Origin of the sequence: Streptomyces fodineus, assembly GCF_001735805.1 — a bacterium.
GTDB lineage: Bacteria > Actinomycetota > Actinomycetes > Streptomycetales > Streptomycetaceae > Streptomyces > Streptomyces fodineus.
In genome coordinates, this window is the sequence record NZ_CP017248.1 from 1,903,297 (window position 1) to 1,917,137 (window position 13,841).

Consider the following 13,841-nt stretch of genomic DNA (forward strand, 5'->3'; position numbering starts at 1 on the left):
CGGGCCACGCCGAGATGACCAAGCCCCCGCCCGGAAGCCGGGGCAGCGACTACGCCGCGCTGTGCCGCGAGGTGAGGCAGAGCGGGCTGCTGACGCGCCGCCCGGGCTACTACTGCGTGAAGATCGGCGCGAACCTGCTTCTGCTGGCCGGCGGTTGGACCGCGTTCGCGCTGATCGGACAGTCGTGGTGGCAGCTGCTGACCGCAGCCTTCCTGGCGGTGATGTTCACCCAGACCGGGTTCATCGGGCACGATGCTGGACACCATCAGATCGCCGCCTCCAAGCGTGTCAACAACCTGCTCGGCCGCGTGCACGCCGACCTGCTGATCGGCCTCAGCTACGGCTGGTGGATCACCAAGCACAACCGGCACCACTCCCACCCCAACCACGTCGACCGCGACCCCGACATCGCCGACGGTGCGATCGCCTTCACCGAGGATCACGCGCGCGTCCGCAGCGGGGCGTACGCCTGGCTGGCCCGTCACCAGGCCTGGCTGTTCTTCCCGATGCTGCTTCTGGAAGGACTCGCCCTGCACGTCGCCGGTGTACGGGCGCTGCTCGACCGCACCGGCACCACAACCTCGCGGACAACCAAGCTGGCCGACGCGGGACTGCTGACAGCGCATCTGGGCGGCTACCTCGCCGCTCTGTTCCTGGTCCTGTCCCCTGTCCAGGCCGTGTGCTTCCTTCTCGTGCACCAAGGGCTGTTCGGGCTGTACATGGGATGCTCGTTCGCCCCCAACCACAAGGGCATGGTGCTGTTCGCCAAGGACGACAAGATCGATTTCCTGCGTCGGCAGGTACTGACCTCACGCAACATCCGCGGCCACCGGTTCACCGACTTCGTACTCGGCGGGCTGAACTACCAGATCGAACACCATCTGTTCCCCTCCATGCCGCGACCCAGCCTGCGGCATGCCCAGGAACTCGTGCGCAGGTATTGCGCCCGGCACGGCATCGCCTACCACGAGACCGGGCTCTTCAACTCCTACGCCCAGGTACTGCGGTACCTCCACAGGGTCGGCGGCCCGCTGCGCCCCGAGCTGGAGTACTGATCACTTCGCCGTCCGTGCCCTTCATTCCCACCACGCCCCACCACCATCCTCGTCGGCCTGGGGGCCGGGCTTGCCCGGGTTTCCCACAGGCAAGTCCCGCTCCTGTTGTCCGGCGCCGCTGCCCTGCCCCTGGCTGCCACCTTGCCGGTCCTCAGCTTGGTGTTTAACCTCGACCGTTCACCTGACCCGCTGATCTTGGTTCGTTCCCGGGACAGCAGGGCGGCCGTTCTTCACGCTTCGAGGTGTCGAGCAACGTCGCGTGAAGGAACGGCCGCTGGTGAAGAGTCTCGCCCCTGAACAGTCCGCTGACGCCGCGTTGGGCATCCTGTCCCACTTTCGTGTCCAGTTCTACGACTGCCTCTACACCCGGGCGGATGCGCTCTTCGAGCTCACCGACGCGGTGCTGTGCGCGGACGGCCCGGTGACGTCGCTCGTCGAGTTGACGCTCACAGCCGAGCACCGGCGTGGGCACGGGGCGATGTACGACGCGGTCAACCACGGCTGGCTGGAACCGCGGCGCCTGCGCAGACTGCTGGCCTCTACGCCGCTGCCACGTGCCGCCGACGGGCGGATCGTGCTCGCGGTGGACGTGAGCAACTGGCTGCGGCCCGACGCCCCCACCAGCCCGGAGTTGCTGTTCTGCCACGTCTACGGGCGGGGCCGCAGCGCGGATCAGTTCATCCCCGGCTGGCCCTACTCCTTCGTCGCCGCACTGGAGACGGGACGCACGTCGTGGACGGCCGTGCTGGACGCGATCCGGCTGGGGCCGTCCGACGATGCCACCGCGGTGACCGCCACCCAGCTGCGCGAGGTGGTCACCCGGCTGGTGCACGCCGGGCAGTGGCGGCCGGGCGACGCGGACATCCTCGTCGTCATGGACACCGGCTACGACGTCACCCGCCTCGCCTACGTCCTGTCCGACCTGCCCGTTGAGCTGGTCGGCCGGCTCCGCTCGGACCGTGTCATGCTCCGGGATGCTGGCCCGCGCCGCTCCACCCCCCGCGGCGGACAGCCCCGCAAGCACGGCGGTGTCCTCACCTTCTCCAAGCCGGAGTCCTGGCACACCCCCGACCAGGCCACGACGTGCGACACCGCCCGCTACGGCACGGCCGAAGCCATCGCTTGGGATCGGATGCACCCCCGATTGCAGGCCCGTGGCCCCTGGCTCGACCACTGCGGTGAACTTCCCCTGATCCACGGCACGTTGATCCGGCTGAAGGTCGAGTACCTGCCCGGTGACCGCGACCCGAAGCCGGTGTGGCTGTGGTCCTCGCGCACCGGGATGACCGGCGCAGACGTCGATGTGCGCTGGCAGGCGTTCCTCCGCAGATTCGATCTTGAACACACCTTCCGGCTGTTCAAACAGACCCTGGGCTGGACCGTCCCCAAGGTCCGCGATCCGCACACGGCCGACCTGTGGACGTGGCTGATCATCGCCGCCCACACCCAACTCCGCCTCGCCCGGCCACTCGCCGAGGACCTGCGCCGGCCCTGGGAACGGCCCAGCGAGCCACGTCGGCTCACCCCGGCCCGAGTCCGCCGGGGGTTCCGCCACCTCCGCGTGAAGACCGCCCGTCCTGCCAGCGTGCCCAGACCCTCCAAGCCCGGACCCGGACGCCCACCCGGCTCGAAGAACCGCAGGTCAGCACCACGTCACGAGCCCGGGAAGACCGTGAAACGAATCGAAACCCTCACCGAACATGTCCGCCTGAAACAGCAGCGAGGTTAATGATCAAGCTCAGAAGCGGTTGTCTTTCCGGACGTGAGCGACGCGTTCCCGCTGGTCGGGGATAGGAGTGGTGGTTCCGTGGGAGTCGTGGCCTGTCGGGTCGTCGTTCCCCGGGAGGTCGCGGATGCCGTCGGTTGTTGGACTGCTGGAACAGCACGAGCTCGCCCCTCGGCGTCGAGTCGACGGGCTGCGGGAGGAGGCCGACCGTATCCAGGCCGAGCTGGCTGCGGCCGAGCTGGAATGGCAGGTGGGCGATCGCTCGCAGGCGGGTCGATACGGTGCTGGCTCCGGACGACGGCGCCACCGCCAGGGCGGAGGTCACCCCGGATCCGCGGGATGGGGAGGCGCGAGTCGGCGCTCCGGGACGCGGCGAAGCCGAAGTCGCAGGTGCCGGTGTGGCGACAGGGGCCTGGCGTGGTCGGCGCTGTCGGTCGACTACCAGCGCATCATCAAGACACTCGCGGACCGGGCCCGGCTTCATCAAGCGCCGCTGACCTGCCAGGAGATGGCCGTCATGTTCGGCATGGACGTGGTGCCGGCGCGGGTGCAGGCACTGCGGTCGAACGCGAAACGCCTGGTGGCCCGCGGCTGGCCGGCCGAGCAGCACCCGGGCCGGTTCACGCTCGCTGCGGGTGTGACCGGGCCAGGCGACGGGTCATGAGCCGGATCATCGACCAGTAGACCATCGCTCCGCGCTGGTGGTGCGCCGCTCGAAGTCGCGCACCAGGCGGCGCGGGACCGGCATCCTCCGAGGAGCGCAGACAGGCCGTGATCCTCGCAGCGGCTTTCTCCAGCGACCCGTCCGGCACCCGAGGACTGCGCCGTCCGGTCGGGCGGAGTCCGCCGCCCGCCAGAACGGGAGCGGCCGATCTGCTACGGCTGGTTCATCGCGCACCTGTCCTGCGAAGTACCGCCTGGTTGCGTATTTGCGCAATGCGGCAAGCTAAGCTTGTGCCGCGGACTCAAGCCGCGCCTGTCGGATGAGCGCCGCAGGGAGCCGAGGCGGGCTGCAGGTTCCCGAATCAGCGGCAGAAGTATCCCGCCGCCCCGCCTGGCCGGGGCGCGCAGGAACACAGGAACACTGAAGACATGAGCAGAGGGCGGGGCATGATCGGGCCGAACGCGGCCAGGAATCCCGACGTGATGCGGCTGGTCGTCACCGAAGGGCACCGGCTGTGCGGCCACAGCGTCCACCACGACACGGCGATGGACCGCAAACCGGCCTCCTACCAGCACAGCGGGGTCGTCGGCGCGGAGCGGATCATCGAGTGCCCGGGGTACGGACGATCGTCGACAACCCGTTCGGCTTCCCGGTGCAGTGAGATGGTCTCCCGGCGGCAGGGTACGGGGGGTGAATTTTGGTATTTGATTCACCAATTTCCTCCCATGGGCGGGTTGTGAATCAATTGCACCGAGTTGGTGAACGCGTCCTGTGACGAAGGGCGTCTGACAGGCCGTAAAGGGCCTACCGGCCCGTCGAACATGGAAATCCAAAGGCGCGACCTTGACCTCGACCGCACTCGATGCCTCACACCCTTCCCCGGAAGTCCCAAGGAACCGGGCCCTGTTCCGCTCCGGGGCAGCCGCGCCACCCCGAACCCTCGTCGACGTCCTGGAGGCGACCGCCGCGCTGCACCCGCACGCACCCGCGCTGGACGCAGGCGCCGAGGTGCTCTCCTACCGGGAGCTGTGCACCGAGGCCCGCGCCCGCGCGCGGCGGCTTACCGAGCGGGGCATCGGCCCCGGCGACCGGGTGGGCGTACGAGTGCCATCGGGCACCGCGGAGTTGTACCTGTCGATCCTCGCGGTCCTGCACTGCGGTGCGGCCTACGTCCCAGTCGACGCCGACGACCCCGAGGAGCGCGCCGCGACCGTGTTCAGCGAGGCCGGCGTGTGTCACGTCCTCGGGCCGCACCCGCAACCCGCCGAGCTGGTACCGCCGTCGGGAGCGGCCACGGGCTCCACACCGGCACCCGCGGACGACGCCTGGATCATCTTCACGTCCGGCTCGACCGGCGCGCCCAAGGGCGTGGCCGTCACCCACCGCTCCGCCGCGGCCTTCGTCGACGCGGAGGCCGGGCTGTTCCTGCGCGACCGGCCCCTCGGCCCGGGCGACCGCGTCCTGGCCGGCCTTTCGGTCGCATTCGACGCCTCCTGCGAGGAGATGTGGCTCGCTTGGTGCTCCGGCGCCTGCCTGGTGCCGGCCGAACGGTCCCTGGTGCGCGCCGGGCTCGAACTCGGCCCCTGGTTGGACGCCCGCGGCATCACCGCCGTCTCCACCGTGCCCACGCTCTTGGCGATGTGGCCGGAGGAGGCACTGCGCCGGGTCCGGTTGCTGATCCTGGGCGGCGAGGCCTGCCCGCCCGGACTCGTCGAACGGTTCGCCCGCCCCGAGCGGGAAATGTGGAACACCTACGGCCCCACGGAGACCACCGTCGTGGCCTGCGCCGCCCGGCTGGAGCCCGGGCAGCCGGTGCGCATCGGGCTGCCGCTCGCCGGCTGGGAGTTGGCAGTGGTGGACGAGGCCGGGAATCCCGTCGCCTTCGGCGAGCAGGGCGAACTGGTCATCGCCGGCGTCGGAACCGCCCGCTACCTCGACCCGGTCAAGGACGCGGAACGCTTCCGGCCGAGCCCGGCGCTGGGCCCGCCGCGCGCCTATCGCTCGGGCGACCTGGTGCGCGCCGACGCCGAGGGACTGGTGTTCCTCGGTCGCGCCGACGACCAGGTCAAGCTCGGCGGACGCCGTGTCGAACTCGGCGAGATCGACACGGCCCTGCTCGCCCTGCCCGGGGTGCGCGGCGCGGCGGCGGCCGTACAGGCCACCGCGGCCGGCGCCCAGGTGCTGGTCGGCTACATCGTCGCGCAGGAGACCGCCGACGGCCGCTCGGCCTTCGACGCCGACAAGGCCAGGGCGCTGCTGGGCGAGCGGCTCCCCGCACCGCTGGTGCCTGTGCTGGCCGAGGTGGCGGACCTGCCCACGCGGGCGTCCGGAAAGGTGGACCGCAAGGCGCTGCCCTGGCCGGTGCAGCTGGCCGGTGCCGGGCACGGTGGCGAGGCGGCCCACCGGTTGCACGGGACCGCCGCCCGGCTGGCGGACGTATGGGAGGAGTTGCTGGGCCTGCGGCCCGGCCCGGGCAGCGACTTCGTCGAGCTGGGCGGCACCAGCCTGACCGCCGCCCGGATGGCCTCGATGCTGCGCCGGGACTACCCGGGCCTTTCGGTCGCCGACCTCTACCGGCATCCGGTCCTGCAGAGCATGGCCGACCATCTCGACTCCCTGACCGGCGCCGCAGCGGAGGTGCGCCCCGCCCGGCCCGTGCCCCGGCGGACCGCCGTGGTGCAGTTCCTCGTCTCCCTGGCCGGTTACGGCGTCACCGGATTGCGGGGCCTGGTCGGGCTGGCCGCGGCGGACGACGTCATCGGCTGGATCGCGCCGCACCGGTGGGCGCCGCACACCTCGTGGTGGCTGGTCGTGGCCGGGTGGGTGCTGCTGTTCAGCGCGCCCGCGCGCTGCCTGCTCGGGGCGGCCCTCGCCCGCGCACTGGCCGGCTCGATCACTCCGGGCGCCCATCCGCGCGGCGGCGCCGTCCACCTGCGCCTGTGGAGCGCGGAGCGTGCGGTCGTGGCGTTCGGCGTACCGTCCCTGCTCGGCACCCCCTGGGCAGCGCTGTACGCCCGGACCCTCGGCTGCCGCACCGGGCGGGACATATGGCTGCACGCCATGCCCCCGGTGACGGGCCTGGCCGAGCTGGGCGACGGGTGCAGTGTCGAACCGGAGGCGGACATCGCAGGCTGGTGGCTCGACGGCGACAGGCTGCACGTCGGCAGGGTCGTCGTCGGCGCGGACGCCCGGGTGGGCCACCGCAGCACCCTGCTGCCGGGCGCTGTCCTCGGCCACGGTGCGGAACTCGCTGCCGGCGGCTGCCTGGGCGGCCGTATCCCCGACGGCCAGGTATGGACCGGCTCCCCCGCCCGGCCGGCTGCACCCACCGAATGCCTCGCCGAGCCGAACTGGCCCGCCCCGCCGACGGACCGCCGGCGCCGCTGGCACCTCGCCTACGCGCTGTCGCTCGCCCTGCTGCCACTGCTGTCGTTGCTGGCCGCCGCCCCGGCGCTCGCCGTCACCTGGCTGCTGGTGCGCGGTACGGCCACGCTGTCCGGGGCGACCTGGCGGCTGCTCGCGGCGGCACCCCTGTTCGCCGTGCTGACCACCGTGTGCGGCATGCTCATCACCGCGCTCACCGTGCGCCTGCTGAGCCGCGGGATCGCGCCCGGCCTGCACCGCGCCGACGGGGGCGTGGCCTGGCGGGCGTGGCTGGTGACTCGGCTGCTCGACGGCGCTCGGAGCAGCCTGTTCCCGCTCTACGCGAGCCTCGCCACACCCGCCTGGCTGCGCCTCCTCGGCGCCCGGGTCGGCCGCGGCGCCGAGATCTCGACCGTGCTGCCGCTGCCGTCGCTGCTCCGGGTCGAGGACGGGGCGTTCCTCGCCGACGACACGCTCGTGGCCCCCTTCGAACTGCGTGGCGGATGGATGCGGTTGGGGGCCGTGCGGATCGGCAGGCGGGCCTTCGTCGGCAACTCCGGCATTGTTGGCCCCGGCCGTGAGGTGGCCGACCACGCCCTGGTTGGCGTGCTGTCCGACGCACCGGCGCACGCCGAGCCGCACTCGTCGTGGATCGGCCGGCCCGCGATGCCGCTGCCCCGCGTGGCCGGGATCGCCGACGCGGCGCGGACGTTCGCCCCGCCCAGGCGGCTGGTGGCGGCCCGCGCGGCCGTCGAGGCGTGCCGCGTGCTGCCGGTGATCCTCGGCACGCTGCTGGCCGAGGGCCTGCTACTGGCCCAGCAGAGGGCCCTGGACGTGGGCGGCTTGTCCCTGGCGGCACTCGCGGGCGTCCCGCTGCTGCTGGCCGCGTCCCTGGTGGCCTGCCTGACCACGACCGCCGCCAAGTGGCTGCTCGTGGGCCGGTTCCGTCCGGTGGAGCGGCCCCTGTGGTCGTCGTTCGTGTGGCGCAACGAGTTGTTCGACACGTTCGTGGAGGTGCTGGCCGTGCCGTGGGGCATCGCCGCGCACCTGGGCACGCCTGTGGTGAACTGGTGGCTGCGCAGCCTCGGCGCGCGCATCGGACGCGGGGTGTGGTGCGACACGTACTGGTTGCCGGAGACAGATCTGGTGAGCATCGGGGACGGCGCCGCCGTCAACCGTGGCTGTGTGCTGCAGACCCACCTCTTCCACGACCGGATCATGCGGATGGACAGCGTGCGCCTGGCCGCCGGCGCCTCCTTGGGCCCGCACAGCATCGTCCTGCCCGGCACCGCGATCGGCGCCGGTACGTCCATCGCCTCGGCGTCCCTGGTGATGCGCGGGGAGACGGTGCCCGACGGCACCCGTTGGGCCGGCAACCCCATCGCCGGCATCCCCGCGGCCCGCCACGCCGCCCGGCTCACCGAAGGGGAAACGGCATGACCTGGTGCAGCCGCCGCGCCCTGGTCCGGGGCGCGGCGCTCGCCCCGCTGGCGGCGATGGCCACGGACGGCCTGCCGAAAACGGCGCCACGCTACTTCGCCGGCCACGGCAGCTACGATCACCGCACGCTCGCCTACGACCTCCACCTGGCCTACGACCCGGCCGCCGGCAGGCTGGAGGGCCGGGTGCACATCCGCGCGGTGGCCGAGCGGACGCTGCGTCAGATCCGCCTCGACCTGGCGAAGCTCTCCGTGCACGAGGCGCTGGTCGACGGGGCCGCCGTACGGCCCGGCCGGAAGGGGCACAAACTGCTGCTGTCCGTGCCACGCCCGATCCCGGCGGACACCTCCTTCACCCTGGAGATCGGCTACGGCGGCCGGCCCGGCCCGGTCCGCACACCGTTCGGGCAGATCGGCTGGGACCGCACGGGCGACGCACACGGCGGCACCATGGTGGCCGCCCAGCCGCTGGGCGCCCCGTCGTGGTTCCCGTGCAACGACCGGCCGGACGACAAGGCCGAGTTCACCTTCCGGGTGACCGTGCCCCGCGGCCACCAGGCGCTCGCCAACGGAGCCCTGCTGGAGCGGCGCACCTCGGACACCACCGAGTGCTGGACGTACCACCATGGGGGTCCCATGGCCCCCTACCTCGCCGCGCTGTACACCGGCCGCTTCGCGCACGAGACCTGGCAGGCCACGGACAGCGCGACCGGCCGCCCGGTCACCGGCCGCAACGCTTACCCCGTCCACCTGTCCGGCCAGGCCCGGCACGATCTGGGCCGCCAGCCGGAGATGTTCGAGACGTTCACGCGGTGGTTCGGGCCGTATCCCTTCGAGACGTACGGCGCCGTCGTCGTGGACGCCGACCTGGACCAGCCGGTGGAGAACCAGACCGCGTCCGTCTTCGGCCGCAACCACATCGACGGCGAGCGCACCTGGGAGACGCTGGTGGCCCACGAACTCGTCCACCAGTGGTACGGCAACAGCGTTGGCCTGCGCGACTGGCGGGACATCTGGCTCAACGAAGGCTTCGCTACCTATGGGGAATGGCTCTGGTCGGAGCACATCGGCGAGGACTCCGCCGACACCATCGCCCGGGCGGCCTGGCACACCCTCGCCCGGCAGGGCACGGGGTTGCGGATCGCCGACCCCGGCCCCGACCGCATCTTCGACGACCGGGTGTACAACCGGGGCGCGTGCACGCTGCACGCGCTGCGCCTGACGATGGGCGACGACCGCTTCTTCGCGATGCTGCGCGGCTGGCACCACGCCCATCGCGGTGAAAGCGTCGACACCGCCGCCTTCATCGCTCATGCCGACCGGGCGATGCCGAGGGCGGTGGAACCCCTGCTGCGCGCCTGGCTCTACGACACCTGCCTGCCGCCCCTGCCTCCGCCGGAACCGGGAAACGCGCGGAGCTGAAACCTGCCGCATGTCCGGTGCGCCCGCTTCATCACCCCGGCGGGCGTGCCACTTCGACATGCCGCTCGGCCACGCTCGGGGCAGCCTGGATTCGCGAGCCGCCCCGAGTGACCGACTCGTCCCAAGGGGACTCCGGCGAAAACAGGAGACTCTCGATCGGGCTTCGCCCGAAGCCGCCGCGTCCGTGCGCTCGCCGCCGGTGCCCTGTCCGCCGCCATGCTGTCGACCGGTACGGCAGGAGCCGTCACCGCGACCGGGACGCCGGCCCCCGGGCCCTCCATGACCCCCACGGGTATGCCGAGCACGAAGCCGTCACGGACACCGACCGCCACGGGCTCGATCACCCTCTCGGCCGACCACAAGGCGGTCAAGGCGGCAAGTGGACCACGCTGAGGACCACGACGGCCGTCAACGAGAACTGCACCTGCACGATCAAGCGGACGTTCACCGAAAAGGGCACCGAGCAGGCGGTGAGCTGATGATGACGTCACGGCCTCGTCTGCTGCACCCGGATCGACTGCAGCAGGCCGACCGCCACCCACACTGCGAACATCGAGGAACCGCCGTAGGAGACGAACGGCAGGGGAATTCCCGCCACCGGCATGATGCCGAGCGCCATGCCGATGTTCTCGAAGGACTGGAAGGAGAACCAGGCGACGATGCCGGCGGCGATGATCGTGCCGTACAACTCGGTCGTCTCCCGGGCGATGCGACAGGCGCGCCACAGGATCACTCCGATCAGGGAGATGATCAGGATCCCGCCCACGAAGCCCAGTTCCTCCCCGGCGACGGTGAACACGAAGTCGGTCTGCTGCTCCGGGACGAACTGACCGGTGGTCTGCGCGCCGTGGAAGAGGCCCTCGCCCGTCAGACCGCCGGAACCGATGGCGATGCGGGCCTGGTTGGTGTTGTAACCGACTCCGGACGGGTCCAGGCTCGGGTCGGCGAAGGCGGCGAAGCGGTTGATCTGGTACTGGTCCAGGAGATGCAGCTGCCACACGGCGACGGCGCCGAGGACACCGATGCCGAGCAGACCGAAGACCCAGCGGTTGGAGGCGCCGGATGCGAGCAGCACGCCCAGGATCGTGACGGTCATGACCATCGTCGAGCCGAGGTCCGGCATCATCATCACGACCATGATCGGCACGGCGGCCAGCCCCAGCGCCTGGATCACCGTGCGGCCGTCGGGGTACTTCCTGTCACCCGCGTCGACCCGGGCCGCGAGGAGCAGCGCCATGCCCAGGATGATGGTGACCTTCACGAATTCCGAGGGCTGCAGTGAGAATCCGCCGCCCAGGACGATCCAGTTGCGGTTGCCGTTGATGGTGGCACCGAGCGGAGTGAGCACCAGCAGCACCCCGAGCACTGAAATCCCGTAGAGGATGGGCACCGCGTTGCGCAGGGCGCGGTGCCCCAGCCATATCGTGCCGATCATCAGGACGAACCCGATGCCGAGGTTCATCAGGTGTCGGACGAGGAAGTAGTGCGGGTCGCCCTGGTTGATCGCGGTGCGGTTGCGAGTCGCGGAGTACACCAGCAGCGAGCCGATGAACGACAGGGCGAGGGCGGCCAGCAGTATCGGCCAGTCCAGCCGACGGATGATGGAGTCGCGTGCGAAAAGCCGCGTCCAGGCGGGGCGCTCGGGGCCATAGCCCGAGACGGTGAAGCTGCTCGCGCCGGTCATGCCAGCGTCCTCCGGCTTTCGCGCTCACAGGCGGTCGCCTGCGGGTCGTACGGTCGGCTGTGGTCACCGAGCTTCCACACCTGCTCGTGGACCGGCCGCATGCGGCCAAGAGACTGGTGACCCATGGAGGACTCCGTTCGCTCCAGAGACGAAGCAGGCTGCCGCGCCGATCATATCTGCTTGATTGCGCAAAGCTGCAACAGAAACCCGGCCGCGTACGATGCCGGCCGCCGGTCAGGCGTCGGAGTCGGGTGTGCTGCGCGCCGCCGCGTACGCCTGGGCCGGTGTCATGGAGACGCCGTTCAGGTTGACCGTCTTGTAGGGGCTGACCTTGGCGCAGGTCTTGGCCTGGTCGGCGGTGGAGGCGTGCGCGCCTCCGACTGTGCTCTCAGTCACTGGTCCCGTGCAGAAGTCGTACGGGCGCGGAACCCTGGCGGGAACGTGCCGTCAGCTGCCCGATCATCACGCGCACGAGCGTCACCACGTCCGGGTCGTCGATGTAGTAGACCTGCCGCCGACCCTCACGGCGAGAGCACACCAGTCCGGCGAGCTTCAGCTTCGCCAGGTGCTGGCTGACGGCGGGCAGTGCACCGCCCACCCGGTCGGCGAGGTGCGTGACATCGCACTCCCCCTGGGACAGCGCCCACATCAGGTGAAGCCTGACGGACGAGGCGAGCAGCCCGAAGGCGCCGGCGGCAGCCGCCAGCACGTCGGCCGGCGGATCCTCGAAGCCACCGACGTTCCCAGCCACGGTCCTCTGCCCTCCCGCCCGCACTTCACAGTCGACACTCACACGCCCACCCAGTGTAGGCGCCGGGCGCAAGCAGTCCTGTGGAGCAGGACGTCGGCTCCGCGGCCGGGGGTGTGGCTGCCTCAAGTCGTAACTACCGCTTGCTCGCTACCGGTTCCTCGCGGGGTTCGCGGCCTTACGGCCCCTCGCCCCAGCGCACCGAACAACACTCCCCCATCAGCGTGCCGGCCCTGCTGACAGCAGCCCCGCTGCGATCACTGCGCAATGACGCTGCTCCATTCCAGTGACAAAAGAATGAGAAGACGAGGGGGAAACATTTGTTCAACCTGCAGCTCTACCACGAAAAGTAGACGATTCAACGGCCGGCGCACCCACTTCGGCGTGCCGCTCAGCCGCGCTCGGGCCAGCCTGGATGTGCGAGCCGCCCCGAGTGACCGACTCGCACCCAGGGGGACGTCGAAGAAAGCAGGAGATCCACCATGAGTTTCTCCCGAAGCCGCCGCGCCCGTGCGCTCGCTGCCGGTGCCCTGTCCGCCGCCATGCTGTCGACCGGTACGGCAGGAGCCGTCGCCGCGACCGGGACGCCCGCCCCCAAGCCTTCCATGACCCGCACGGGCACGCCGAGCGTGAGGCCGTCGCGGACGCCGACCGCCATGGGATCGATCACCGTCTCGGCCAACCACAAGGCCGTCAAGGCGGGCAACGCCGTGGTGTTCACCGGCCGGGTCAGGGGCATCAAGGCCGGTTCGACGCTAGTGCTCCAGCACCTGCACAACGGCAAGTGGAGCACGCTGAAGACCACGGCGACCGTCAACAAGAACGGCACCTACACGATCAAGCGGACGTTCACCAAGAAGGGCACCGAACAGGTGCGGGTGGCGGCCAAGTCCGGCACGTTCCACTCCTCTCCGGTCACCGTAAAGGTCAGCTGACGGTGAGCTGACGCAGGTCAGTGACCTGGCTGGTTGGCCGCCCGGGGAAGCTGCGGGCGACCAACCAGATGGTCCGGCATTGCCCGGCTGGTGCTGTGACCGCGAAGGTTCGCCGGATTGGACGATCAAGGCCATGGTGCTGAGTGATCGGCCTCCCCATCGAATGCCCGGCCCGCTACGGACCTTGGCGCGTTCGCGTCGCCAGCACGGCAGTACGGTGAAGCGGTGACACCCTTACCGGAAGACTCGTCGCCGCTGATCAGCGAAGACGACCGCGACATGGCCGTGCAGCGCCTGGAGGAGTCGTACGCCGAAGAGCGTGTCACGCACGAGGAGTTGGACGAACTCCTCCACCGTGCGCTTACCGCCGAGACGCAGAGCGAGCCGGTGTCGGCTCTGGCCTCACTCCCGGAGGAGCACCCGGGCACCACGTCGACGCTCGCCGTCGCTGGCGGGACGGATCCGGCGGCGCGCAGGTTCTTGCAGAACACGAGGCCCTGGTCGGACACGACCTTCCCCGACGCGTCGCACAGCGCGGAGGCGTCCAGATCGTAGCCGGCACCCGTGGTGGTGCGTACAGCCCAGCCGGGACCGACGGTTACGGCGGTCAGTCCCGGCGGCTCCTTGTCAGTGAGACATTGCCGCCCCTGGCCAGGGCCACGCCCATGAGATGCCCTCTCGCGATGATGGTGGCGGGATACCGCCTCTGCGGCGTTCCATGCCTGTGTGCTACCGCATGTGCGGAGGTGTGGGGCCGGTGAAGCCCGGACTGCCGAAGCCGGGGCTTGAGCAATCCGGGGCGATG

General features: G+C 70.7%; 10 protein-coding genes and 2 pseudogenes. 8 read left to right on the plus strand and 4 right to left on the minus strand.

Annotation, left to right across the window (positions count from 1 at the left end):
* The first annotated feature begins 14 nt into the window (after nt 1–14).
* From BFF78_RS07635 to BFF78_RS07660, 6 genes and pseudogenes are all read left to right on the plus strand, one after another.
* Nucleotides 15–1,055 carry a fatty acid desaturase family protein gene (locus BFF78_RS07635; protein ID WP_069783444.1) on the plus strand — a complete coding sequence of 347 codons (1,041 nt, stop codon included), beginning with the start codon at nt 15–17 and terminating at the stop codon, nt 1,053–1,055.
* 316 nt (nt 1,056–1,371) lie between these two features.
* Nucleotides 1,372–2,784 carry an NF041680 family putative transposase gene (locus BFF78_RS07640; protein WP_335755385.1) on the plus strand — a complete coding sequence of 471 codons (1,413 nt, stop codon included), beginning with the start codon at nt 1,372–1,374 and terminating at the stop codon, nt 2,782–2,784.
* A 124-nt stretch (nt 2,785–2,908) separates the two neighbouring features.
* Nucleotides 2,909–3,445 (plus strand): annotated as a pseudogene (locus BFF78_RS50055) (hypothetical protein).
* A gap of 428 nt (nt 3,446–3,873) precedes the next feature.
* On the plus strand, nt 3,874–4,185 hold the full coding sequence (locus BFF78_RS07650; protein WP_069777589.1) for a polysaccharide deacetylase family protein: 312 nt from the start codon (nt 3,874–3,876) through the stop codon (nt 4,183–4,185).
* Nucleotides 4,186–4,288: 103 nt separating this feature from the next.
* Complete coding sequence (locus BFF78_RS07655) at nt 4,289–8,248, plus strand: Pls/PosA family non-ribosomal peptide synthetase (RefSeq protein ID WP_069777590.1); 3,960 nt, start codon at nt 4,289–4,291, stop codon at nt 8,246–8,248.
* On the plus strand, nt 8,245–9,669 hold the full coding sequence (locus tag BFF78_RS07660) for a M1 family metallopeptidase (RefSeq protein ID WP_079161191.1): 1,425 nt from the start codon (nt 8,245–8,247) through the stop codon (nt 9,667–9,669). The genes BFF78_RS07655 and BFF78_RS07660 overlap by 4 nt, the downstream gene beginning before the upstream one ends.
* 487 nt (nt 9,670–10,156) lie before the next feature.
* Here BFF78_RS07660 and rodA read toward each other — a convergent pair whose 3' ends face one another.
* The 3 genes from rodA to BFF78_RS07670 form a co-directional block, all read right to left on the minus strand.
* Nucleotides 10,157–11,353, minus strand: coding sequence for a rod shape-determining protein RodA (gene rodA / locus BFF78_RS07665; protein ID WP_069777591.1), 1,197 nt, complete (start codon nt 11,351–11,353; stop codon nt 10,157–10,159).
* 234 nt (nt 11,354–11,587) lie between these two features.
* On the minus strand, nt 11,588–11,749 hold the full coding sequence (locus BFF78_RS45370; protein WP_227025750.1) for a hypothetical protein: 162 nt from the start codon (nt 11,747–11,749) through the stop codon (nt 11,588–11,590).
* Entirely contained in the window at nt 11,742–12,104 is a 363-nt protein-coding gene (locus BFF78_RS07670; RefSeq protein WP_069777592.1) for an ArsR/SmtB family transcription factor, read from the minus strand. Before BFF78_RS07670 ends, BFF78_RS45370 begins: the two co-directional genes overlap by 8 nt.
* Nucleotides 12,105–12,583: 479 nt before the next feature.
* Here BFF78_RS07670 and BFF78_RS07675 point away from each other — a divergent pair, with 479 nt between their 5' ends.
* Both BFF78_RS07675 and BFF78_RS48000 read left to right on the plus strand, forming a co-directional pair.
* The gene (locus BFF78_RS07675; protein WP_069777593.1) at nt 12,584–13,036 is read left to right on the plus strand and encodes a hypothetical protein; all 453 of its coding nucleotides are present in this window, start codon (nt 12,584–12,586) and stop codon (nt 13,034–13,036) included.
* A gap of 279 nt (nt 13,037–13,315) precedes the next feature.
* Nucleotides 13,316–13,591, plus strand: a complete 276-nt coding sequence (locus BFF78_RS48000) for a DUF1707 domain-containing protein (RefSeq protein ID WP_237282580.1) — start codon at nt 13,316–13,318, stop codon at nt 13,589–13,591.
* Here BFF78_RS48000 and BFF78_RS48005 read toward each other — a convergent pair.
* Nucleotides 13,492–13,703 (minus strand): annotated as a pseudogene (locus BFF78_RS48005) (TerD family protein); the annotation flags it as partial. The gene BFF78_RS48000 and the pseudogene BFF78_RS48005 overlap by 100 nt on opposite strands.
* Nucleotides 13,704–13,841 lie beyond the last annotated feature (138 nt).

Bases quoted from the DNA above. Each gene is read 5' to 3' on its own strand.
- BFF78_RS07635 (WP_069783444.1), top strand. From the start codon at position 15: ATGACCAAGCCCCCGCCCGGAAGCCGGGGCAGCGACTACGCCGCGCTG.
- BFF78_RS07650 (WP_069777589.1), top strand. From the start codon at position 3,874: ATGAGCAGAGGGCGGGGCATGATCGGGCCGAACGCGGCCAGGAATCCC.
- BFF78_RS07660 (WP_079161191.1), top strand. From the start codon at position 8,245: ATGACCTGGTGCAGCCGCCGCGCCCTGGTCCGGGGCGCGGCGCTCGCC.
- rodA (WP_069777591.1), bottom strand. From the start codon at position 11,353: ATGACCGGCGCGAGCAGCTTCACCGTCTCGGGCTATGGCCCCGAGCGC.
- BFF78_RS07675 (WP_069777593.1), top strand. From the start codon at position 12,584: ATGAGTTTCTCCCGAAGCCGCCGCGCCCGTGCGCTCGCTGCCGGTGCC.
- BFF78_RS48000 (WP_237282580.1), top strand. From the start codon at position 13,316: ATGGCCGTGCAGCGCCTGGAGGAGTCGTACGCCGAAGAGCGTGTCACG.